The organism is Bacteroides sp. OM05-12 (assembly GCF_003438995.1).
Classification (GTDB): Bacteria; Bacteroidota; Bacteroidia; order Bacteroidales; family Bacteroidaceae; genus Bacteroides.
On sequence record NZ_QSUN01000023.1, the window covers coordinates 23,639 to 47,535 of the forward strand.

The window sequence follows — 23,897 nt, forward strand, 5'->3', positions numbered from 1 at the left end:
TTTGTAATTTGCAGCCGATTTAAAAGGAATGATATCCTATTATAATGGAGAGATGCTCGAGTGGTTGAAGAGGCACGCCTGGAAAGCGTGTATACGCCTAAAGCGTATCGCGGGTTCGAATCCCGCTTTCTCCGCAATAATGCACTGAAATTAACAAGTAAATATAAAACAATAATTAATTAATTAATCTTAAAAAATTAGACACACAATGAAAAAGTTATTTGCAATTCTTGCAGTGATGGGAGTCCTGACATTTGGATCAACTCAGATAGCTTTAGCTCAAGATGAGGCTGCTGCAACAGAACAAACAGAACAAACTGCTCCTGCGGTTGAAGAAGCTACAACTGCTGAGGTAACTACGGCCGTTGCTGAAGAAGAAGGTGGTATCCATAAAGAATTGAAAACAAAATTCATTGAAGGTTCTGCATTCTTCATGAGTTTCGTTGCTATTGCATTGGTTATTGGTTTGGCTTTTTGTATTGAAAGAATTATCTATCTTAGCTTGGCTGAAGTTAACACTAAAAAACTTATTGCTGCTGTAGAAGCTGCTTTGGAAAAAGGTGATATTGAAGCTGCTAAAACAGTTTGCCGTAATACAAGAGGTCCTATTGCTTCAATTTTCTATCAAGGTTTGATGAGAATTGATCAAGGTATCGATGTAGTTGAGAAATCTGTTGTTTCTTACGGCGGTGTTCAAGCTGGTTATTTGGAAAAAGGATGTTCTTGGATTACATTGTTTATCGCAATGGCTCCGTCGTTAGGATTCTTGGGTACTGTAATCGGTATGGTTCAGGCATTCGATAAAATCCAACAAGTAGGTGATATTTCTCCGACAGTTGTTGCCGGCGGTATGAAAGTTGCCTTGATTACTACTATCTTCGGTTTGATTGTTGCTTTGATTCTTCAGTTGTTCTACAACTACATTCTTTCAAAGATTGAAGCTTTGACAAGCGAAATGGAAGATTCTTCTATTACTTTGCTTGATATGGTAATCAAATACAACCTGAAGTACAAAAAATAATTTTTAGAGAAATGAAAGTTAAAATTCAAAAAATATCAGGAACTGTCCTATATGTGATTCTTGCTATTACGCTTGTGATCTTAGGATTGTTCTTCTTTGGAGGTGAAGATGCAAACCGGATTGTTGCTGATCCGGAAATGTCTCAGCCTGCATATACTGATCCACTTATTTATTGGATATATGTCTTGATGGGCATAACTGTATGTGTTACGGTTTTAGCTGCTATCTTCCAATTTGTCAGCAATTTTATGGATTCTCCAAAAGAAGCAGTGAAGTCTTTAATTGGTATTATTGCTTTGGTAGTTCTTTTAATTGTTTCATGGTCAATGGGTAGTGGTGAAGCGTTAGTTTTACCGGGTTATGATGGTACTGATAACGTTCCATTTTGGTTAAAATTGACAGATATGTTCCTATATTCTATCTATTTCATGATGGGAGCATTGATTCTTTTGATCTTTGGATTTAGTATTAGAAAGAAATTTTTGTAATCATTGTCGGGTTACCGATAATATAAAAGAGTAAGTAATGGCAAAAGGAAAAAGAAGTGTACCCGAGATAAATTCGAGTTCGACGGCCGATATTGCTTTCTTATTGCTTATTTTCTTCCTTATCACTACTTCTATGGATACTGACCGTGGTTTGGCAAGACGTTTACCGCCTCCACCGGAAAAGGATCAGAAAATAGATGATATCATTGTAAAAGAGCGTAACGTTCTAGCTGTTCGTTTAAATTCAAATGATCAGTTGATGTGTGGTTCTGATTACATAACAATTAAGCAATTAAGACAGAGAGCTAAAGATTTTATTGCGAATCCTTATAATGACGAGAAACTACCAGAAAAGCATGAGAAGAATATTCCATATTTCGGTAAAGTCATGGTAACGGAGAACCATGTAATTTCTTTGCAAAATGACCGTGGAACCAGTTATCAGGCGTACATTGATGTACAGAATGAATTGGTCGCTGCTTATAATGAGTTGAGAAATGAATTAGCTCAGGAAAAATGGCAGAAAGATTATAATCAATTGGACGAAGAGCAGCAAAAAGCGATTCGTGAGTATTATCCTCAAAAGATATCTGAGGCAGAACCTAAAAACTATGGAGGGAAGAAGTAATGGGAAAATTTAATAAAACAGGTAAACGTGGAATGCCTGCTCTGAATACCTCTTCTTTACCTGACCTTATCTTTACACTGTTGTTCTTCTTTATGATTGTAACAACAATGCGTGAAGTAACATTAAAGGTTGAGTTTAAGGTTCCGACAGGTACAGAGTTGGAGAAACTGGAAAAGAAATCATTGGTGACGTTTATTTATGTAGGTAAGCCTACTGCTGATTTACGTAAGAAAATGGGTTCTGAAAGCCGTATTCAGTTAAATGATAAGTTTGCTGATGTTGCTGAAATCCAGGATTATATTACTCAGGAGAGAACAAGTATGAAAGAAGAAGACCAACCGTTTATGACCGTATCTTTGAAAATTGATAAGGAAACAAAAATGGGTATCGTAACAGATATTAAACAGGCACTTCGTCAGGCTTATGCTTTGAAGATTAACTATTCAGCGCAACCGCGTCAGTAATAGTTGGATTCTAAAATAATAAAAAGGAGGTTTTTATACCTCCTTTTTTCATTTATAATTCTCATCTACATTATATACATACTTGTATAGTTTCTTTTTAATAGGTGTGAAATCTGTTATTTCTTGATTTTGGTCATAAACCATAAGAAACATCGGTAATTTATTATCTTGTTTTCTATAAGGTGGTTGATAATATTCTTCTTGAATTAGTTTATATCCTATCCTCTTATAAAAGTTAATTCTCCTTTTACTCATTTCTGTTTCGGGAAGTTCTACTTCTAATACGATAGGAGCTGAAATTTGTTGGTTTAAATATTCCAATACTTTCTTTCCGTAGCCCCCATTTCGATAATCCGGAGAGATTGCAAAATGTTCTATATAATAGAAATCATTGAAGTTCCAGAAACTGACAATACCTATGGGAACATCATTCTCAAGGATGATATTATTATAAAACAATTCATTATTGTCAGTGAAATCTCTTTGTGTTTCTAGTTCCCGATGCTCTTCGGGCGGGAAAGCTGTCATTAATAACTGTTCTGCAAAAGCATATTCTTTATCACTGGTTCTAACCCTTTTGATTGAAATCATAAATTTTTCCTCTTTTTATTTGTCTGTATAAAATTTTATCATTCTTTTGATAGCTCTTTGGCATACCGGACAAAATGTTGTGGCATTATTTGTTCGCATACGGCAGTTGAATGCCGGTCTATAAATACCTTTGGCAGAATAACCACCACCTTCGTATACTCCTATTTTGTAAGGCTCTTTAGAATTTGGCGCTGTAGGAATAGGAATATTGTCGGGCAACATATCTTTCCATTTCTCTTCAAAGTTAACAAGAGTAGTGATATTTTGTTCCCATGGTTCCACATCAAAAGGATAAGTATCACTGAATACGTCTTGCTCGTAAAAATATTCATCAGCTAAACCTGCAAAACTATGGCCAAATTCATGGACGACAACCGGTAAGAAACTTTCATGATGCGCAGTTGTGAGGGTAAATGAGTTATAAATGCCTCCTCCTCCATATTTCTTTGTATTCGCTAAAATTATAATATGCTCATAAGGTATATCTGCAATCACATTATGAATAGCTTTCACTTGACGAGTAGTCAAATATCTATCGGAATAAAATGTGTTGAAGTGTGAATTAAATATGGTGTTTTTCCAAATACCTTTGCCGGGAGTACTGACACCGGAGTCTTTAGATTCACTAGCTACGGCTATAAAGTTGAATTTGTTTTTAAAACTTTTAAACGGTTCATAAGAAAGAATGTTTTCGCAGGCTTTTTGTGCATCTATATAAAAAGTATCCAATTCATTTTTTGTATATCCTTCTCCCAATATGACCACATCAATACAATCTTCCGGAGTTCCGTTCTTTATTATATATCTGTGCGGAGCGATGTCATCTGTACCTCTTTTATGTATTAATATGTCAGTAGGGTCTACAGTATGCGTTAGGCTTGTAGTCACATTTCCTCTGCTATCTTTTAATGAAACTTTAATATCGACGGCTAGAAGTGGATAAGGCAATAGATAAGTGTTTTCAAAACCTTTGGATATGGATTTTGCTTCGTCGGTTGTGAGCCATTCCTGAAAAAGAGTAGAGAAAGAGGTTCGATAAATTATAGTCCCGGTCTTTTTATCTTTCATTTCTATTTCTCCGTTTCCTTTTAACGGAAGGTCAGAAAGGTTGTGTCGTCTTCCTGCCCATGATGGCAATTGGGATAATTCATCTAAACTAATATACTGTTTATCCTGATTGCCTGAAAATATGTAATCAACCCGTAAAGTTTTATCTGAAAAGAAATCATTAAACTCTTGTGCGGTTGCTATACTTGATAGTAAGAGGCATACTAAAACTATTATAATATTGTTTTTCATATCAATGCATTTTCTACAAAGATATGATTTAGGAGGCATAGCTACAATTCTTTTGAGCATCTTTTACTTTTTGTTTAAGAAAGAAATCATGGAACTGTTATAGAAGTTGAAAAATGTGAGTTTATTCGATTATTATGTATAAAAGTTATGATTTGTGTGATTTATCCTTGGAAAAATAGTTAACTTTGCGAAAAATAGAGTATTAATTAAATTCTAGATTATAATTATATGGGACATCATCAATTAGATAAGTTAGATGAGCAGATACTAAAACTAATAGCAAGTAATGCGAGAATCCCTTTCCTGGAAGTAGCCCGTGCTTGTAATGTATCTGGTGCAGCTATCCATCAGCGCATTCAGAAGTTAACGAATTTAGGTATATTAAAGGGATCGGAATATGTGCTTGATCCGGAGAAAATAGGATATGAGACATGCGCTTATATCGGACTTTATTTAAAAGATCCGGAGCAGTTTGATACGGTTACTAAAGAATTGACTAAGATTCCGGAAGTAGTGGAATGTCATTTTACTACCGGACAATATGATATGTTCATTAAAATATATGCAAGAAACAATCATCATTTGCTGAGTATCATACATGATAAACTGCAACCGTTAGGTTTGGCACGTACAGAAACTTTAGTTTCTTTCCATGAAGCTATCAAAAGGCAAATGCCTATTTTGGATATTGAGGTGGATGAAGAAGACTAGATGTCTTTTTGATAATCGATAAAAATATAAGGGTAGAGATGTTTCTCATCTATGGAATGAGCTTCTCTACTTTTTTCTTTCCATATCTTTTCATCTATAATCGGGAAAAAAGCATCCGCTTCTTTGGTACTATCTTCAACTCTGGTTAAATAAATGCGATTGGCCAAATCCATTGCTTGTTTGTAGACACTTTCTCCACCGATAATAAATATTTCTTCTTCCGGATTGCAATGTCTTATAGCCTCTTCAAGTGAAGAGAAAATTTCGGCTCCGTCAAAATGAATGTCTTTTTGAGTGGATAAGACAATATTTCTACGGTTAGGTAATGCACCTTTAGGAAGGGATTCAAACGTTTTGCGTCCCATAATGATTGTGTGCCCGCTGGTTAAGGCTTTAAAACGCTTTAAATCATTAGGTAACCAATAAAGCAATTTGTTATTATTACCAATAGCATTGTTCTGTGAAACTGCTACAATTATAGATATATTCATATTTCAACCGGTTAATTCTTTAAACGGAAACTTCGCCTTTAATATGTGGATGCGGATCGTAATTGATTAACTCAAAATCATTAAATTTGAAATCAAAGATGTCTTTTACTTCAGGATTGATTTTCATCTGAGGTAGTGCACGGGGCGCGCGTGTCAGTTGCAGTTTTACTTGCTCCAAATGGTTTAAGTAAATATGGGCATCGCCCAAAGTATGTATGAAATCTCCCGCTTTCAATCCTGTGACTTGTGCCATCATTTGCAGCAATAAAGCATAGGAGGCAATATTGAACGGGACGCCGAGGAAAATATCGGCACTGCGTTGGTATAACTGCAAACTCAGTTTTCCGTCTGCAACATAAAACTGGAATAGGATATGGCATGGAGGAAGATTCATGTTGTTAATGTCGGCTACGTTCCATGCACTTACCAACATTCGACGTGAATCCGGATTATTCTTGATCGTTTCTACAACTTCTTTGATTTGGTCGATATGTCCACCGTTATAGTCTGGCCACGAACGCCATTGATAACCGTAGATATGCCCTAAATCTCCGTTCTCATCTGCCCATTCGTTCCATATTCTGACTCCATTTTCCTGCAAGTATTTGACGTTGGTATCCCCTTGCAGAAACCATAAAAGCTCATGTATGATGGATTTAAGATGGAGTTTTTTAGTCGTGAGACAGGGAAATCCTTCTTCCATGTTAAAGCGCATTTGATGTCCGAATACACTAATTGTGCCTGTACCTGTTCGGTCTCCTTTCTGTACCCCCTCGTTCAGGACTCTTTGGAGCAAATCAAGATATTGTTTCATGCTTATATTCTTTTGAGTTGCAAACTTACTAAAAAAAGATGTAAGTGCGAAAGATTTATTTTCGACTTACATCTTATTTTCCCATGTTTTTCACCTTCGCAGGTTTTGTTGCATGTTCTGCTTTTTAGATAAACTAAGAGAGTATTAATAATATAGTAATATCTGTGCTGTGTTATTGTGCTGTACAAAAGTAGATAATATTTCCTGGCTCTTAAAAAGCCGGAATCTTCTTACGTGTGTAAACGTCCTGTTTCGCTGTTTAAGCGGTAGATAATAATGTTTAAGCGGGACGTTTTTTTATATGATTTCCAAAGTCTCTTTTATTTTAGAGTAGTAGCGTTTGGACGCTTTAATGTCTATTTCTGTAAATGGTGGATAAAGCATACAGCGTAAAGTCTTATTTTCAATAGAAAGGAGGTAATCTACATTTAAGATAATGTCTTGGCTTACTTGCAGGAACGAGATACTAATGCTGAGTATCTCTTTTGCTGTCATATTAAGACGTAAACGGTGCACGCTGTAATCAGTCAACATCATTTGCCAGCAACGATGCTCGTTAAGATACTGAAAATAAAGAATGTCGGAACGGCGTAATAGCAATAGTCCGGTAATCGTTTGTAACGCGAATTTTCGGTCATCGGAGAGTAAACGACGCATGGATTGTTCAAAATTGATTCGCCCCATCTCTATCTCTTTTTTCACTCTCTTGATGATGTCTGCCAGTTCGTTGGGTTCATAAGGTTTTAATAAGTAATCGAAAGCGGATGCGCGCAGGGCATCTATCATATATTTGTCGAATGCGCTGTAAAACACGACGTAGAGATTGGAGTGGATGGACGAGCGAATTTCATTTAATAACTCTATCCCGGTGATCTTAGGCATTTCCACATCGAGAAACAGGAGGTCGGGTTGTTGCTTTATAATAATCTTTTTAGCTTTTTCCGAAGAGGTGGTTGTCTCGATAATCTGTATTTCCGGATATCGGGCAAGGTCTTTACTGAGTATTTCTATACAGCTGGCTTGGTCGTCGACGATTATTGTAGTAATAGACTTGTTCATAGGTTATAATTGTATTTGGCAGGAATAATGACTGACACTTTGGTTCCGTGCAGTTCGGTTGATAATGTTCCCAGATTCTCTATTTTGAATTCTATCTTTTGTTGGTTTTTAGTATTGAGCAAATCAATGGTGCGAAACAAAACTTTAAGACCTGTACCCGTTCCTTTGGCACTGTTGGCAAACCTGTCAGGATTATATCCCGTTCCATTGTCTTCGATATAAATAGATAGCATCTCGTTTGTTTCCGATATTTTAATTGTCAATGAATTATTATTGCCTTCTTTATAAGAATCAAAGGCGTATTTTATTGCGTTTTCTATCGGGATCTGCATGATCATTGAGGGAATCAAGGTTTGCATATCAACCTTTTCTGCCATTTCCCATTTGATAGTAGGAAATTCCTTGTTGATGCTTTGCTTTAAATCTAAAAAGTTACGAACTATTTCTATCTCTTCGGACAGTGTTATCGCTATTTTTTCAGAGACCAGCAAATTGTTACGTATGGCTTGTACCAACAAGTGCAAAGGTTTCACCAGTTCATCGTATGGACGGAGCGCCGGAATAACAACATTCAATACATTGAAGATAAAATGCGGAGAGATCCTGTTGCGTACATTTTCCATACGGAGCTTGATGATTGTAGCCATTTGCTTGACGTATCTTTGTTCGCGTTTTCTGCGTGCATAAATAACGGTCAGGATTACTGCCATTATAAAAATTACGAGTATGGATGTCAGTAAGATACTGATGTTACGGAATTGGAGTGCCTGAGTTTGGTTTTGTGCAATAAGAATATCACGTTTAAGTAATGTCGTATCCTGCCTGTACCGCGAGTCGATTTCTGCTATATAGTTGATAGCCTTAGTGTTGCGGATGGAATCATTGTATGATTGAACCTTTTTGTCATATTCATATGCCTTCCGGAAGTCTCCTTTCTTTGCATACAGTTCTTCCATTCGTTTATTGTGTAAATAGATGTAAGTCGGGTTTATTGTGGCAGTGTCATAAGGTTGCGATAATAGTTCTTCCGCCTTTTTGAGATTATTTTGATATAATGCCAATGATGCATATAGACCGTTGAAGTAAAATACGGTAGATTCGTCAGGATTGGAGGCGGAGAAATATTTGTTTGCTTTATCCAAATAGTGTAGGGCAGAGTCCGGTTTTCCCAATAATAAGTAAACTTCTCCTAAGTTACTGTCGGTTATCGCCCTGTATATTTGTTTTTTGAAGTTTAAGCTGATTCGGTTTGCTTTGTAGAACCAAGGTAATGCCTGTGCATATTGTTCGGTGATGTAATAATAATTGCCGCGTGTGTTTGCAAAGAAAAATTGTTCATACGGTGAAATCCTGTCAAATGCTTTCTCTGCTAGTTTATAGTAATGCTCAGCAAGCGAGTAGTTATCAATATCCGCATAAATACGTGCCATTCCGCAATAGATGGCATGGTTTAGTTGCTCTCCCATGTTTAGGGAATCAGAAGCAAATAAAGCCTTGCGATAATAGTAAGTTGCTTCGGGGAAGTCCCCGCTTTGTGCATAATTATCTGCAATGTTAATACATATGTCAGGTAGTTTACGTCGGTCGTCGGCATATGATAATGCGTGGTATGCCTTTAATAAGCAAACCAAAGCGGAGTCTCTTCTGTTTGTCTCTTGAAGCATGATTCCAAGATAGTTATATGCGTAGGCTTTCAATTCTGCGATCCTTGGTTTGGTGGAATCTTGCCGCAGGCAAAATGCCAGTGCTTCGTTATTCAGTAGGAAGGCGGAGTCCGTTTGATAATTATGATAACAGCAAAGCCCGGCAAACACAGTCAGCTTGTAATAACTGATACTGTCTGAAACACCCTTTCGGTTATCAAATAGTAAGTTTTTCATTTGCACCGGTTGGGATAGCATGGAATCTTTATAAAGAGAAATAATCGAATCTACATGACACACGTTTGTCTCTTTATATCCTTTTTCTGTACGGTGACAACAGCTTGCCAGTATGAGAAACAGGAGTAGGATAAGAGAGGTCTTTGCTTGCATGCTTTATTTGTTTTGGATTATTTAGCAAAGATATAAAAACTTGCAAACTTTTTAAGGACGGATTGGTAAATTCATAGGCATGAATATTTCTATCCTAAAGGGAGTCTAATGGATTTCTCTCTGATGTCTAAGCAAAATCTTCCTTATGAAGTTGCCGGAAGATGTAGTGCATTCGGTTGGAAGATGTAGTGCGTCAGGCATAAAGAAGTAGGGCGTTTTCATGCAAAAAGCGCGACAAATTTTCAACACACATAAGGACGATTCATGTCATAAGTTTTCTTTTTTTGAGTCTTATTTGAAGATAAGTCGCTGATAATGAACTCCGCGACAAAAATTCAGTAGGGGGTATAAAAAATAGATTATTCGATAGAACAAATTCTTTGTATACCCATACCGATGAGCACTACCGCAATGAGCTTTAAGTAATTTGGATTAATATCGGTGAGCTCGCTATGGATTAAAATCGTAATAGCCTCATGGAATATCCTGGTGAAAGCGTCAATGCCATCGAAGATGAAGAAAAGGGCGATGGCAATCCCTGAACAAAAGATGGTCCATATTGTTGCCAACTTCTTTCCGTAGCCGGGCAGTTTCCTCATAACTCTTCGCGAGAATCCGAAATCCTCTATTTCCTTTTTATTTTCTTTGAAGAACCGGTTTAATAATTTGTCATTATCTGTTTCTGTCATAACCATTTTGTTTTAAGTAATCGGATAGTTTTTCTTTTGCCCTGGCCAGATGTGATTTTACAGTACCTTGCGGGCAATTAAGTATTCCTGCAATTTTATCTATACTGAGATCTTCCATATAGAATAACGTAATGCAAGTACGTTCTGTTTCTTTCAGCGTTTTAAGTGATGCGTAAATATCTATCTTTTGTCCTATATTCTCTTGTTCTACGGAATATGTTTTGTCTACTTCCGAAGCATTCAGGTCTATGGCTTCTTTTCTACTGCGCACATAATCGTAGAAAATGTTGTAAGCGATCCTATAGAGCCATGTAGAAAAGCTGGATAAGTTCTTAAAAGATGCAATATTTGTGTATGCTTTTATAAAGGTTTCTTGGGCAAGGTCATCACTCAATTCGCCGTCGCCGAGTGTCAGGTTAAGAAAGAATCGGCGGATAGACGATTGATATTTCTTAACCAACATATCGAAAGCTGTGGTATTCTTGAATACCACAACCTGTGCAACTAACGATATATCATTGAGTTGGCTCATTCTTCCGGCTGATTTTCTGATTTTTTCTTAATGACCAACTCTGTATTACCGAATTCTGAAGAAGGCTCTCCGCTCGTTTTATTTTTTTGGATATTGATGAATTGTTCCTGAGACGGATGCTGGGTATTGTGTATGATGACTTGTCCGATTCCGATAAACATAATCATAAAACCGATGCAGCCAAGTCCGAATTCTCCGGTTATAGCCCAAAGGAAAATTCCTAAACCAACCCCTAAGCAAATATTGGTTATACCTTTTTTTATCAGACTGTCGTCTTTATCTGGTCTAACCGGTCCGAATAGCCCTTCGGGAATATCTTTCCCATTTTCCAAAGCCTTTGCTACAAGTTCGCATTGTACTTTTTTATTTTTATATCGGAATATAAAGATGATGAGTACAATGAGTACCGGTACACTCATACTACTTACAATGGCAACAAGGGGAATAATCGATTCACCGAACTCTCTTTCAAAATTACTTCGATGTGATTTTGGTTGCATATTTTCTGTTTGTGATATCTTGGTAGCTATAACTTCTACCAATGAATCAAGATCGGCAATGTGTTGCTCAGTGGTCTTTTCTGTAACGATGCTGTCTGCAACTTGGCTTTGAGCCATGCTTGTTATATAACCTGCGGTTATAAGTGCTAAGATAAGGATAAGCTTTTTCATTGTTATCGTTTTATTTGTTTCTTTATTTATTGTTAGACGTAATGACTGTTACATTTGGTTGCATAAACTTTATATTTTCTTCAAATTAAAGACAATTTCTCGTAAAAGATGCTATCTTTGTCAGGAAAAAGCAATAGAAACGTATGAGGTTACCTCGGGAATTTATAGAACGGACAAGTACCTTGCTGGGTAAAGACGAATATGAAAAACTGGAAACAGCATTGGAACAAGATTCTCCCACCAGTATCCGCTTGAATGCACGAAAGGCGGCTAATCATTCGGAACTCATGGGTTCTAAATTCCTGTCAGACCAAATTCCCTGGAGCTCTATAGGATATTATTTGTCTGATCGCTTGACTTTTACCTTTGATCCTTTGTTTCATGCCGGATGTTATTATGTGCAGGAAGCCTCATCCATGTTTATAGAACAGGTAGTGCGTAAATATGTAGATAAACCGGTGATAGCTCTTGATCTTTGTGCTGCGCCCGGTGGAAAATCCACACATTTGCGTTCATTACTTCCCGATGGCAGTTTGTTGGTCGCCAATGAAGTGATTCGTAACCGTTCACAAATATTGTTGGAAAATCTGGTTAAATGGGGACATCCGGATATTATGGTTACCAATAATGATCCATCGGATTTTTCTTCCTTAACAAACTTCTTTGATGTGATTCTAGCAGATGTTCCTTGTTCCGGTGAAGGTATGTTCCGGAAAGATCCGGGAGCGGTAGAAGAGTGGAGCACGGATAATGTCGATATTTGTTGGCAGCGTCAACGGAGAATAATCGCGGATATTTGGGATTGTTTAAACCCCGGAGGCATACTTATATATAGCACTTGTACATATAATGTAGAGGAAAATGAAAAAAATGTGTGCTGGATCAGAGATGAATATGATGCTGATGTCTTATCTATAAACGATATACCCCAAGAATGGGGAATAACGGGTAACCTGCTTAATGCTGATTTTCCTGTCTATCGCTTTCTTCCTCATAAAACAAAAGGAGAAGGATTGTTTATGGCTGTTCTTCGTAAACCCCAAGAAAATAGTATCTCGGAGCCAAAGCGCTTTATTGATAAAACTAAAAAGAAAGCTCAAAAGCCTGTACCTGTTCCAAATGAAGTGAAGGCCTGGTTATGCCGTCCGGATAATTATGTGTTTGAAATTACGGATATGGTTATTACTGCTTTTTCGAAAAGATATGTCGAAGAAATGAATGTAATACGGAAGCAATTGAAGGTTCTTCATGGCGGCATAGTAGTCGGAGAGATAAAAGGAAAAGACATTATTCCTGCCCATTCATTAGTAATGAATAGTGAGTTTGATCGTTCTGCATTTTTGGCATACGAGGTTACATATGAGCAAGCTATTTCTTATCTGAGAAAAGAAGCGATAACGTTAAATTCTGATATTTCCAAAGGCTATGTTTTGTTAACCTATAAGCATGTTCCGATTGGCTTTGTCAAAAATATAGGTAATCGTGCCAATAATCTTTATCCGAATGAGTGGCGTATACGAAGCGGGTATTTACCGGATGAAATAAAATGTCTATAAAATAGAATGCTTTAATATATTGATTATTAATTAGTCTGTACTGTTTCATATAAACATAGGACTAAATTATATAACAGCATTAACAATTTCGTTTGTATATATTTATATAATGAGTTCCTTTGTTTTAAAATAGCATTAATAAATATGGATTTTATTTTAAATCCGGGAATAGATATTAGGTAATACATTAAGAGAGGAGAATAAAACACATGAAAAGAAATGTTTGGGGATTTATAACTTCATCTAGACGGGATGTTTATTTTAAATTAGCTTTAAGACATTCTTCAACTCCATGGCGGGTATATAGTTTGGCTCATGGAAGATTTATCCGGACATCTAGGGATGCGAGAATAGCTAAAGATTTGGAGAGATTAGGTATAATTGAAGGTACGAAGAAATGGTGAGAGGAAAGAATAGAAAACCTTCCGTATATCTACTATTCTAATAAACTCATCCCGGTTGTGAATTTGTGACGGGTATGAGTCTGTTTTTAGGATTTAAATGTTACACCTTATCAGATACGAAATTAGAACGGAAGAAACAAATTGTCAAATGGAATCGACAAAACGATTGATTTTGTCGATACATTGATGTGATATGGAATGTGGATTATGCTTTCTTTTCCAATTCCTGCAGACTTTCCATCTTCTTGGTTTCCAGGAACTCATAGATACCGCAAAGGTGTTCCTTAACTTGCTTGTTACCGAATTCATAGACCTTTGTAACGAGGCCGTCGAGGAAGTCACGGTCGTGGGATACGACGATGAGTGTACCATCAAAATCCACTAACGCTTGTTTCAGGATGTCTTTCGTTTTCAGGTCGAGATGGTTGGTAGGCTCGTCGAGGATAAGCAGATTTACCGGCTCAAGCAAGAGCTTTATCATGGCGAGGCGTGTACGTTCTCCTCCTGATAACACTTTCACCTTTTTTGTGCTTTCCTCGCCTCCGAACATGAATGCGCCCAACAGGTCACGTATCTTATTACGGATGTCTCCCTTTGCCACGTCGTCGATCGTTTGGAATACAGTTAGATTCTCATCCAACAAAGAGGCTTGGTTTTGTGCAAAGTACCCGATTTGTACGTTATGCCCGAGTGTCAATATCCCCTCATGTTCTATTTCATTCATGATACATTTGACAAGTGTGGATTTACCTTCACCGTTTTTACCGACAAAAGCTACTTTATCACCGCGTTCGATGGTTAAGGATGCATTCTTGAACACCACGTGTCCGTCATAGCTCTTACCCACTCCGTCCATTGTTACAGGATAGCTTCCGCTGCGTGGGGAAGGGGGGAATTTCAGGCGGAGAGCAGAAGTGTCTTCTTCGTCTACTTCTATTAGTTCCAGCTTCTCAAGCATTTTTACACGGCTCTGTACTTGTAGTGTTTTGCTGTAAGTTCCTTTAAAGCGTTCGATAAACTCTTTCGTTTCAGCAATCATTTTCTGCTGATCCTCATATTGTTTTTGCTGTTGCTCACGTCTTTCCTTGCGTAGTTGCAAGTATTGCGAATAATTTACCTTATAGTCATAGATTCGTCCCATGGTGACTTCAATGGTGCGAGTCGTAATGTTATCCACGAATTTACGGTCGTGGCTGATTACGATAACCGCCTTTGCGCTGTTTATCAGGAACTCTTCCAACCATTGTATGGACTCAATATCAAGATGATTGGTAGGTTCGTCCAGCAAAAGTACGTCCGGTTTTTGAAGAAGTAATTTGGCCAGTTCGATACGCATACGCCAGCCCCCGCTGAAACTACTGGTCTGACGATTGAAATCTTCGCGTGTGAATCCGAGTCCCAACAGTGTCTTTTCCACATCTTCTTCATAATTGGTAGCGTCTATGGAGTAGAACTTTTCACTTATGGCAGATACGTGTTCGATTAATTCCATATAGGAATCGCTTTCATAATCCGTCCTCGTCTCCAGTTCTTTATTCAGACGTTCTATCTCGGCTTCCATTTCGTGCAAATGTGAGAAAGCCTGTGCCGCCTCTTCAAACACCGTTCTTCCGTCTTCCGTCATTAAATGCTGCGGAAGGTAGGCTATAACGCTGTCTTTGGGTGCTGATATCTTTCCTCGCGTAGGCGGTCTTACTCCTGCGAGAATCTTTAATAACGTTGATTTTCCCGCACCGTTTTTACCCATCAAGGCGATGCGGTCTTTTTCATTAATCACGAAAGATATGTCGCTAAAGAGGGTTGTTCCTCCGAATTCAACTGCCAGTCCGTCTACAGAAATCATATATGCTATATTGTTTTAGGGGCGCAAAGATAGTAGTTTTCCATTGCTTTTCAAAACTTCTTCAAGGCACTTCTGCTTTTCCTCTCCTTATATTTGATTCGTTTCACCATGGTGAACCTGTCGTTCAGGCATGGGAAGCCTGTCGTTTGCCCAAGGTGAAACGGAAGGTTCCGCCCGGCTGAACGATTCAACCATATAGACATTTGTTTTTATCAGGCGTTAAGTTCAATTACAAAGCGAGGGATCCACATGTTTTTATTTCATGTTTTGATACCTCGCTCCGTATTAAATATGTAAATCAAGATGTTTCTATTTCTCTTCCAGCTGGAACTTTCTGCTTACTTTCATTAAGTTAATGGTGTAGTTCACCACATTCTGGGCTTCCTGAATCATAGTCAGATATACCATGCTGACCTTGATACTGCCCGATTGGGTTTGAATACGCTTCAGCTCTTCACGCTTTAAGTGTGACAATTCGTTGTTCAGACGGTTAGCCCTCATCACTTCATCTGCCAAATTATCATAATTACCATTTTCAATCATGGTACGACAATCGTGGACGAAAGTACCGATTTCTTCTGATACGATGGAGAACTCAGCTTTTTGCACATTATCCAACGGATTGAAATTGTTGTCGATGTGTTCCAAACAAGGTTCGATCATGCGTCCGATACTGTAAACCAATTCGCTGGCAAAGTCATTGCCTTGGTAGTAATATAATCCTTTGTCGAGCACCATATTATTGTCCAGACGACTCATTGCAACCGTTCCGATACGTTTCATTTGCTTTATCTGTGTTTTTTCGAATTTAGTAGCACCCATCGCCTTACGCAATCCTCTAAGACTTTCGCTCATAAATGAAGTGACTGTGCGTGAGAAGTTTTCTTCCACATAGGTTAATACTTTCGTCAGTTCCTCGCGGGTGTGTATACGTAACAAGCCCAGAGCTTCATCGGAAGAATCCGTTTTCATTAATTGAGTGACGGTAGGATTTCCCGCTTGTTTCTTTTTCTTATTCTTATAGATTATCTGACTGCGTATGAGAGAGAAGGCAGCAACGCCTATTAAGACGATGATGGCTATTGTACCTCCGAAGTGTATGAATAGTGCAACAAAGAAACAGATGGTGAATGCAGCTCCCGCAGTAAGGAACCAACCGCCGATAACGCTAAGTACTCCGGTTATACGGTATACGGCAGAGTCGCGTCCCCATGCTCTATCGGCAAGTGAAGTACCCATTGCTACCATAAACGTCACATAAGTCGTAGAAAGAGGTAATTTCATTGAAGTACCCAATGCGATTAATAACCCGGCCAGTACCAAGTTTACGGATGCACGTACAAGGTCGAAAGCCGCACCGTCTGCAATGATTGCTTCATCTTTACGGAAACGAGTACCCATCCATGCTTTTGCGGGTGCCGGTATTATCTTTAGAACCGAATTGGATATGTTCATACTGATACGTACCAATGTGCGTGCTACGGGTGTACTTCCGAATACTTCTTCTCCTTCATCCTGGCGGGAGAGGTCTACGGATGTTTTGATAACCGCTTGTGCCTTCTTGGAAGTAACAAGTGCAAATACCATGATAATGCCCGCTGATACAAGGAAATACCAAGGTGTTTTGGCAGAACCGAGCAATGAAGTCATTAATAACGTATCCGGAGTGGCTCCGCTTTGCGTCGTCAAATCTATGTAAGAAGAGTAGCCGGCAAGAGGAACACCGATAAAGTTCACCAAGTCATTTCCTGCAAATGCCAAAGCTAAGGAGAAAGTTCCCAATAAAACGACAATTTTGAATACATTTACTTTCAGCCAATGCAGTATTTGCATCAGGATGGTGAAGAATACGAAACATCCGGTTATTAATAAAGGAGTATATGTATTGACCCATTCTTTCGTCTCCCCGGTCATAAATGAACTGTCTTTCAGACCTTTGATAAGCATAAAGTAGATGATGGCTGTGGTTGCGATGCCTCCGAATAATCCTATTGTGTAACGCGTATGTTTCTTGTAGTTGAATGTGAAGACCAAGCGTGCCAACCATTGTACTACCATACCGAAGAAGAATGCAACGGCAACAGAAATAAATATTGCCATAATGACGGAGAGCGCTTTATCTGTATTCAGATAATCACCCAGTCCGAGGGAATTGTCGGAATAGCTTTTTACCAAAGCAAGTGCGAATGAGCCTCCTAATAGTTCAAACACCATTGATACAGTAGTGGAAGTCGGCATTCCCATCGAGTTGAATAAGTCCAAGACAACGACATCCGTCAACATGACTGCTAACAGTATGCACATAATCTCCGCAAAATAGAAATGTTCCGGCTGATAAATGCCATGTCGTGCAATATCCATCATACCATTGGAGAAAGAAGCTCCGATAAGGATTCCTATCGCTGCGATGATGATGATTGTTTTAAAAGATGCAGCTTTTGCTCCAATCGCAGAATTTAAAAAGTTTACGGCATCATTGCTAACACCTACCATAAGGTCGAATACCGCCAACCCGAATAGAAAAATTACGATGATTAAATAAAATGTCTCCATATGAAATATTTATGTTCCGCAAAGGAAGAACATAAATATTTCAATGTTGTTGCGTGAATGTTACAGAAATATTACATCGTTAATTGTTATTCTATTTTTTTTGTTTGAGGTATTCATAAAAAGCATATTGCGCCCTTATTTTAGCTTTATCGTCATACTTGAATACATTGCGTAGATTTTCGTCTACCCAACAGGCCTTGCTGTTATCGTTTAGTTGGATTTCCAACATATCGATAATCGTTTGCTTGACATCTTTATCCAAAATGGGGGTCACGGCTTCAATACGGCGGTATAAGTTTCGCCTCATCCAGTCGGGAGAACCAAGATAAACCAACGGATTACCGTCATTGCCGAAGTACCAGATACGGGTATGTTCCAGGAAACTGTCCACAATGCGGGTTATGCGTATATTCCTACTATAAGGTTGACCGGGTTTTAAACAGCATATACCGCGGATTATTAAATCAATTTCCACTCCCGCTTCACTGGCACGATATAATTCGTCAATCAGGCTTGGGTCTTGCAAAGCGTTCATCTTTAGGATGATTCTACCTTTCTTTCCGTTCTTGGCAAGATTGACTTCCCGATGAATCATTCGCTTGAGTGAAGGGATCAGATTGAATTGTGCAACAAGTAATCTTTTAAATCTCGGTTCGGGATTCTTTTGTTCCAATACTAAGAAAAGATTGTGAAGGTCATTTACGATAATCTTATTGCATGTAAACAATCCGGTATCTGCATAAACTGTTGCTGTTTTTTCATTGAAGTTTCCGGTACTGATATAGGCGTAGCTCCGTATCTGTTCACCTGCTTGGTTATAACGTAGTATCAATGCAACTTTCGCATGAACCTTCAGTCCCGGTATGCTATAAATGATATTGATGCCGGCATGCTTCATCATTTCTGCGGTGGCAAGGTTGTTCTCTTCATCGAAACGGGCTTTCAGTTCAACAAAAACCGTTACTTTTTTGCCGTTCTGTGCCGCTGCTACCAGTGTGTTGATAACAGCCGAGTTTTCTGCTACCCTATATTGGGTTATCATGATTTCCTTTGTGGCAGGGTCATGAACCGCTTCATAAAGGAGATGAATAAAATGCTCGAAAGAATGGTATGGAAAGTTGATTAATAAATCTTTCTTTCTGACGTATTGGAAAATAGATTCTTTCTCGTTCAGGTAATTGAGCTTCATTGGTTTGGGCTTTTCGCTAACCTGTAATTCCTTGTTCGGATTAGGGAGATGGCTTAAATCTTCCAGATTCAGGTGCTTGTCTCCCGGAACTAATTCGTCAGGATTGATATTAAACGAGTTTCGTAGGAACTCCAGAAAGTCTTGTGGCATTTGGCGGTCATATACAAACCGGCATACAGCACCGATTTTACGCTTCTTTACTTTCTTCTTTACCTTTTCTACAATGTCTCCCGGCATGGAATCGTCAATTAAAATATCTGCATCACGTGATATTTTGAAACAATAGCTGCAATCCAGCACAAATCCCGGAAACATGCGACTGATGTTTGCTTTGATTATATCTTCCATAAACATCAGGTAATAATTGTCTTCATGTTTAGGTAGCTCAATGAAGCGTGGTACTTTGCTGTAAGGTAACTTGATAACGAAATAATAAGGTTGTTGCCGGGAATCGTCTTTTTTGTAGAGTCGTACGGCAAGGTATAGCCTGTTATCGCGCAAGAAAGTAATAATGTTTTCTTTCTCAACAGGAACCGGCTGTAAATAAGGGAATATCTCTTCTCTAAAGAAATTGCTGATAAATTCCTTGTGAAAACCTTCTACATGATTACAGCTTTGGTAAAAGATGACATGATTCTCTTTTAAAGCAGGCAGTATCTTATGTTCGTATATACGTATTCTTTCTTCCAGTTGATTGTTTACCTCCTCATTGATTTCTTTCAGGATTTCCTCCGACTGTTGGATTGACTCTTCATCGGTTTTCGCTCCGGAGATGATGGCTTTATGATCGGCCACACGTATTTGATAGAACTCTTCCAGATTGGAAGAATAAATGGATATGAAATTGATGCGCTCATAGAGCGGAAGGCTGTCGTCGTCGGCTTCGAGGAGCACGCGATAATTGAACGATAACCAACTAATATCACGTTTGAAGTATTGATATTCCTTTTCCATAATACCTCTTTTTATTTATTCATTTTTGTGATGAATCAATGCTGTAAATATAGTACATTTGTAGACAAAAACAACAAAATGTATGGTAAGAATTGGACTATTATCGGATACTCATGGATATTGGGACGAAAAATACGTTAAATACTTTGAAAATTGTGACGAAATTTGGCATGCCGGGGATATCGGTTCTTTGGAAGTAGCCCGGAAATTTATGGATTTCCGTCCGTTTCGTGCTGTTTATGGAAACGTAGACGGGCAGGATATACGGAAGCTTTTTCCACAAGTGAATCGTTTTACGATAGAAGGTGCCGAGATTTTAATAAAACATATTGGAGGTTATCCGGGTAAATACGATCCTTCTATTAGCGGAAGTATTTTGGTTCGTCCGCCCAAACTTTTTATTAGCGGGCATTCGCATATATTAAAGGTGAAGTTTGATAAGACGTTGGGTATGTTGCATATTAATCCGGGGGCAGCCGGTAAATATGGCTTTCATAAGGTTCGAACAATGGTACGTTTTGTTATAGATAATGGAGAGTTCAAGGACTTAGAAGTGATTGAGTTAGCCGAATAGCATAATATTTTGTAAAACTCTTGTCGGATAAGTTTTCTTTTCCGTACTTTGCATGGTGAAATAGTATTGAATATTAAGAAATAAGAGTTATGAAGACTTATTTAGTGACCGGAGCTGCCGGCTTTATCGGGGCAAATTATTTGAAGTACATTCTAGCCAAACACAGTGACATTAAAGTTGTAGTACTTGATTTACTTACTTATGCAGGTAATCTGGGAACTATTGCCGGGGATATTGACCATGACCGTTGTGAGTTTGTCAAAGGCGATATCTGTGATCGTGAATTGGCTGATAAACTTTTTGCACAGTACCAATTTGATTATGTTGTGAACTTTGCAGCCGAAAGTCACGTTGACCGTAGTATTGAGAATCCTCAACTTTTCCTGATAACCAATATTCTGGGAACTCAGAACCTGCTTGATGCGGCTCGTCGCTGTTGGGTTGTAGGGAAAGGAGAAGACGGATATCCGGTTTGGCGTGAGGGAGTACGTTTCCATCAGGTATCTACAGATGAAGTATATGGTAGTTTGGGTGCTGAAGGTTATTTCACAGAAAAGACGCCACTTTGTCCTCATAGCCCTTACAGCGCTTCAAAGACGAGTGCCGATATGATTGTGATGGCTTATCACGATACCTATAAAATGCCGGTGAGCACTACCCGTTGTTCCAATAACTATGGTCCTTATCACTTCCCGGAAAAGTTGATTCCGTTGATTATTAAAAACATATTGGAAGGTAAACAACTTCCTGTTTATGGAGATGGTAAAAATGTGCGTGATTGGTTGTATGTAGAAGATCATTGTAAGGCTATAGATTTGGTTGTCCGTCAGGGTAGAGTAGGAGAAGTCTATAATGTAGGCGGTCACAATGAAAAACAAAATATCGAGATTGTAAAACTAACAATCGCTACCATACATAAGATGATGACCGAACATCCTGAGTATCGTGAGGTGTTGAAGAAAAAAGAGTTGAAAGCAAATGGTGAAATCGACATCGACTGGATTAATGATTCGCTGATTACTTTTGTAAAAGATCGTTTGGGACATGATCAACGTTATGCTATCGATCCTGCTAAAATAACGAATGAACTAGGCTGGTATCCGGAAACGAAATTTGAAGTTGGTATTGTAAAGACGATTCAATGGTATTTGGAAAACCAGAAATGGGTAGAAGAGGTTACAAGCGGTGATTATCAGAAATACTACGAAAGAATGTATTCTGGAAGATAATTAGAATTGAGTACATATATAAAACGAAGAATTTATTAGCGTTACTTGAGGCTAATGAATTCTTCGTTTTTATTTATACATCTTATAAGTCGTTCTCAATACGGTAAACTCCGTGCGTCGGTTGATGGCATTACAAATCTCCTGTTGCTCTTCCGGTAGTGTTTTGATAAATTCTTCGGTTAGTATATCGCCGTCTTTTACAAATTTCAATTTCTCGGCCAAACGTTTGCGAATGACTTTCGGTTTGCTTTCTCCGTAGCCTTTTGCTGTCAGACGCTCTTTTTCTATGCCTCCGGCTATGAGATAATTGACTACTGATTCGGCACGGCGCTGAGAAAGACGCATATTGTAGTCGTCATTTCCTTTATAATCGCAGTGTGAACTAAGCTCGATTGTCACATGTGGATTGTCGTTTAATAATTTGATGAGTTCGTCTAATGCTTCGGTAGATTCTGGTGTGAGCGTTGCTTTATCAAATTCATAGAAGATATTTTCAATCAGAACCGGACGAGTTACAGATGATAGAGGGAATTGCAGTGTATATTCCTTGTCTTGCTCTATTGTATCAGTTTCCAGTTCCTGTTTGAAATTCAAGTAGCCTCGACAGCTTGCCATCATTACATAGCTTGTACCTCGTTTTAACTTTTTAGTGAATGAACCGTCCTTTTTGACGTTAACCTTTTCATTTGTGCCGTCTTTCCCTACAATATTGACAATAGCATCGGGCAATTCATACGCTTCCCTGTCATATACCCATCCGGTTACGGTATAGCTTGCTTCCGGTATTTCAAAAGTGAAAATATGATCCCATCCTCGTCCGTCACCACGGTTGGAAGAGAAAAAGCCTCGATAATGTTCGCCTTCAAATGTCATTCCGAAGTCATCGCCCGGCGAGTTCATTGGTGATTTCATGTTCCAGACTTTCCACGTCCCTTTTTTATCTTCTATGGCGCGGAAAATATCCAGTCCACCCATTCCCGGATGTCCGTTGGAAGAGAAGTAAAGAGTTCCGTTAGAACGAAAAGTCGGAAACATTTCATCTCCGGGAGTATTAATCGGTTCGCCCAGGTTCTCTATATATTCTATTGTAGAAGATGCACTTAATTTGGCGCGCCAGATGTCTAATCCTCCGATTCCTCCCGGCATATCAGATACGAAATATAACCATGCTCCATCCGGTGATACAGCGGGGTGGGCTACAGATGAAAGACTGTCTTTTGTAATTTCGCATTTTTGTGGTGATCCCCAATTAGCGCCTGTACGCTGTGAAACATATATTTCCGCGTAAACAGGAGAAGTTCCATCTTTACGGCAACGGGTAAAATACATGGTTTTCCCGTCTGGTGTAAATGCACAAGCACCATCTTCAAATTCACTGTTTACTTCAGACTCCAGCGGCTCAGGAGATTCCCATTGTTTTTTCTCATTCTTCTTTGCCATGAAAATATCCGTACTTTTCATTCCGGTAATAGCATTCAGATCATTACCTTTAGCCTGATCACGTGAAGAAGTCAGATAAATTTGGTCGAAATCGTCACCTGCGTACATAGGGGAATATTCCCCACGTCTTGAATTGAAAAGAGGGAAACGTTTTACAATATGTCGGGTGGGATTTTTCTTCCACTCCGGAGCCAGTTCGCAAGACTTTATTCCATTTTGTGCTAATTGGTCGTCCGGTTTGTAAGTAAGATAGGCTTCATAATTTTTGGCCGCATTCTTGTAATCTCCGTTTTTTAAATGCATATCTGCCAGCCGTAAGAATACGATGCTGTCTTGATACTTATATCGAATGGCATTCATATAGGCTCCTCTTGCCCGTAATGTGTAGTTTATTCGTTGGTAGCAGTCGCCCATTTTGTAGGCGATGACACCACGGCTTTTCCGTTGCTTGGGAGGGGTTTTGGAATAAGCTTTTTTATAATATTTTGCGGCGTCGAAATATTCCCCAAGGGCATAACTCTGTTCTGCCTTTTTCAGGCTTTTGCCTGCTCCGCATGAAATCAGCAGTAAAACGGAGAGTGCGAAAAGGGCTATATGACAGAGTTTTCGTTTCATTTATTCTATATAATAACTAAGAAAACAATGAATTATTGTAGAGGGACAG

General features: G+C 38.6%; 21 protein-coding genes and 1 tRNA gene. 9 read left to right on the forward strand and 13 right to left on the reverse strand.

What is annotated here, in order from left to right; genetic code table 11:
* Nucleotides 1-46 precede the first annotated feature (46 nt).
* From DXB63_RS14470 to DXB63_RS14490, 5 genes are all read left to right on the forward strand, one after another.
* Nucleotides 47-134, forward strand: a tRNA-Ser gene (locus DXB63_RS14470).
* A 74-nt stretch (nt 135-208) separates the two neighbouring features.
* The gene (locus DXB63_RS14475) at nt 209-1,021 is read left to right on the forward strand and encodes a MotA/TolQ/ExbB proton channel family protein (protein WP_122127120.1); all 813 of its coding nucleotides are present in this window, start codon (nt 209-211) and stop codon (nt 1,019-1,021) included.
* A gap of 11 nt (nt 1,022-1,032) precedes the next feature.
* Nucleotides 1,033-1,509, forward strand: coding sequence for a hypothetical protein (locus DXB63_RS14480; RefSeq protein ID WP_122127121.1), 477 nt, complete (start codon nt 1,033-1,035; stop codon nt 1,507-1,509).
* A 37-nt stretch (nt 1,510-1,546) separates the two neighbouring features.
* A complete protein-coding gene (locus tag DXB63_RS14485) occupies nt 1,547-2,137 on the forward strand; it encodes a biopolymer transporter ExbD (RefSeq protein ID WP_122127122.1) in 591 nt (196 codons plus the stop codon).
* Nucleotides 2,137-2,601: a biopolymer transporter ExbD gene (locus DXB63_RS14490; RefSeq protein ID WP_122127123.1), complete on the forward strand. Its 465-nt coding sequence runs from the start codon at nt 2,137-2,139 to the stop codon at nt 2,599-2,601. The genes DXB63_RS14485 and DXB63_RS14490 overlap by 1 nt, the downstream gene beginning before the upstream one ends.
* Nucleotides 2,602-2,649: 48 nt before the next feature.
* On the opposite strand, the gene DXB63_RS14495 is transcribed toward DXB63_RS14490, so the two are convergent.
* Both DXB63_RS14495 and DXB63_RS14500 read right to left on the reverse strand, forming a co-directional pair.
* The gene (locus DXB63_RS14495; protein ID WP_122127124.1) at nt 2,650-3,192 is read right to left on the reverse strand and encodes a GNAT family N-acetyltransferase; all 543 of its coding nucleotides are present in this window, start codon (nt 3,190-3,192) and stop codon (nt 2,650-2,652) included.
* 15 nt (nt 3,193-3,207) lie between these two features.
* On the reverse strand, nt 3,208-4,491 hold the full coding sequence (locus DXB63_RS14500) for an IgA Peptidase M64 (RefSeq protein ID WP_122127125.1): 1,284 nt from the start codon (nt 4,489-4,491) through the stop codon (nt 3,208-3,210).
* Nucleotides 4,492-4,719: 228 nt separating this feature from the next.
* Between DXB63_RS14500 and DXB63_RS14505 the strand changes: the two genes are divergently transcribed.
* A complete protein-coding gene (locus DXB63_RS14505; RefSeq protein ID WP_122127126.1) occupies nt 4,720-5,202 on the forward strand; it encodes an Lrp/AsnC family transcriptional regulator in 483 nt (160 codons plus the stop codon).
* On the opposite strand, the gene DXB63_RS14510 is transcribed toward DXB63_RS14505, so the two are convergent.
* From DXB63_RS14510 to DXB63_RS14540, 7 genes are all read right to left on the reverse strand, one after another.
* The gene (locus DXB63_RS14510; protein ID WP_122127127.1) at nt 5,199-5,693 is read right to left on the reverse strand and encodes a dihydrofolate reductase; all 495 of its coding nucleotides are present in this window, start codon (nt 5,691-5,693) and stop codon (nt 5,199-5,201) included. The genes DXB63_RS14505 and DXB63_RS14510 overlap by 4 nt on opposite strands.
* Nucleotides 5,694-5,712: 19 nt before the next feature.
* Nucleotides 5,713-6,507 carry a thymidylate synthase gene (locus DXB63_RS14515; RefSeq protein ID WP_122127128.1) on the reverse strand — a complete coding sequence of 265 codons (795 nt, stop codon included), beginning with the start codon at nt 6,505-6,507 and terminating at the stop codon, nt 5,713-5,715.
* Between the two features lie 297 nt (nt 6,508-6,804).
* Nucleotides 6,805-7,566 (reverse strand): LytTR family DNA-binding domain-containing protein, encoded by a 762-nt coding sequence (locus DXB63_RS14520; RefSeq protein ID WP_122127129.1) that lies wholly within the window; start codon nt 7,564-7,566, stop codon nt 6,805-6,807.
* A complete protein-coding gene (locus tag DXB63_RS14525; protein WP_122127130.1) occupies nt 7,563-9,599 on the reverse strand; it encodes a histidine kinase in 2,037 nt (678 codons plus the stop codon). The genes DXB63_RS14520 and DXB63_RS14525 overlap by 4 nt, the downstream gene beginning before the upstream one ends.
* 359 nt (nt 9,600-9,958) lie before the next feature.
* A complete protein-coding gene (locus tag DXB63_RS14530) occupies nt 9,959-10,288 on the reverse strand; it encodes a DUF5056 domain-containing protein (RefSeq protein ID WP_122127131.1) in 330 nt (109 codons plus the stop codon).
* Nucleotides 10,272-10,820, reverse strand: coding sequence for an RNA polymerase sigma factor (locus DXB63_RS14535; protein ID WP_122127132.1), 549 nt, complete (start codon nt 10,818-10,820; stop codon nt 10,272-10,274). Before DXB63_RS14535 ends, DXB63_RS14530 begins: the two co-directional genes overlap by 17 nt.
* Nucleotides 10,817-11,491, reverse strand: a complete 675-nt coding sequence (locus tag DXB63_RS14540) for a DUF6249 domain-containing protein (RefSeq protein ID WP_122348303.1) — start codon at nt 11,489-11,491, stop codon at nt 10,817-10,819. Before DXB63_RS14540 ends, DXB63_RS14535 begins: the two co-directional genes overlap by 4 nt.
* Before the next feature lie 143 nt (nt 11,492-11,634).
* Between DXB63_RS14540 and DXB63_RS14545 the strand changes: the two genes are divergently transcribed.
* Nucleotides 11,635-13,047, forward strand: a complete 1,413-nt coding sequence (locus tag DXB63_RS14545; RefSeq protein WP_122127134.1) for an rRNA cytosine-C5-methyltransferase — start codon at nt 11,635-11,637, stop codon at nt 13,045-13,047.
* A 609-nt stretch (nt 13,048-13,656) separates the two neighbouring features.
* On the opposite strand, the gene DXB63_RS14550 is transcribed toward DXB63_RS14545, so the two are convergent.
* From DXB63_RS14550 to DXB63_RS14560, 3 genes are all read right to left on the reverse strand, one after another.
* A complete protein-coding gene (locus DXB63_RS14550; protein WP_122127135.1) occupies nt 13,657-15,294 on the reverse strand; it encodes an ABC-F family ATP-binding cassette domain-containing protein in 1,638 nt (545 codons plus the stop codon).
* A gap of 309 nt (nt 15,295-15,603) precedes the next feature.
* Nucleotides 15,604-17,847, reverse strand: a complete 2,244-nt coding sequence (locus tag DXB63_RS14555) for an inorganic phosphate transporter (protein ID WP_122127136.1) — start codon at nt 17,845-17,847, stop codon at nt 15,604-15,606.
* A gap of 91 nt (nt 17,848-17,938) precedes the next feature.
* Nucleotides 17,939-19,990: an RNA degradosome polyphosphate kinase gene (locus tag DXB63_RS14560; protein ID WP_122127137.1), complete on the reverse strand. Its 2,052-nt coding sequence runs from the start codon at nt 19,988-19,990 to the stop codon at nt 17,939-17,941.
* A gap of 82 nt (nt 19,991-20,072) precedes the next feature.
* Here DXB63_RS14560 and DXB63_RS14565 point away from each other — a divergent pair, with 82 nt between their 5' ends.
* Both DXB63_RS14565 and rfbB read left to right on the forward strand, forming a co-directional pair.
* Nucleotides 20,073-20,564: a metallophosphoesterase gene (locus tag DXB63_RS14565; protein WP_122127138.1), complete on the forward strand. Its 492-nt coding sequence runs from the start codon at nt 20,073-20,075 to the stop codon at nt 20,562-20,564.
* An 89-nt stretch (nt 20,565-20,653) separates the two neighbouring features.
* A complete protein-coding gene (gene rfbB / locus DXB63_RS14570; RefSeq protein WP_122127139.1) occupies nt 20,654-21,793 on the forward strand; it encodes a dTDP-glucose 4,6-dehydratase in 1,140 nt (379 codons plus the stop codon).
* Nucleotides 21,794-21,862: 69 nt separating this feature from the next.
* Here rfbB and DXB63_RS14575 read toward each other — a convergent pair whose 3' ends face one another.
* Nucleotides 21,863-23,848, reverse strand: coding sequence for an OmpA family protein (locus DXB63_RS14575; protein WP_122127140.1), 1,986 nt, complete (start codon nt 23,846-23,848; stop codon nt 21,863-21,865).
* Nucleotides 23,849-23,897 lie beyond the last annotated feature (49 nt).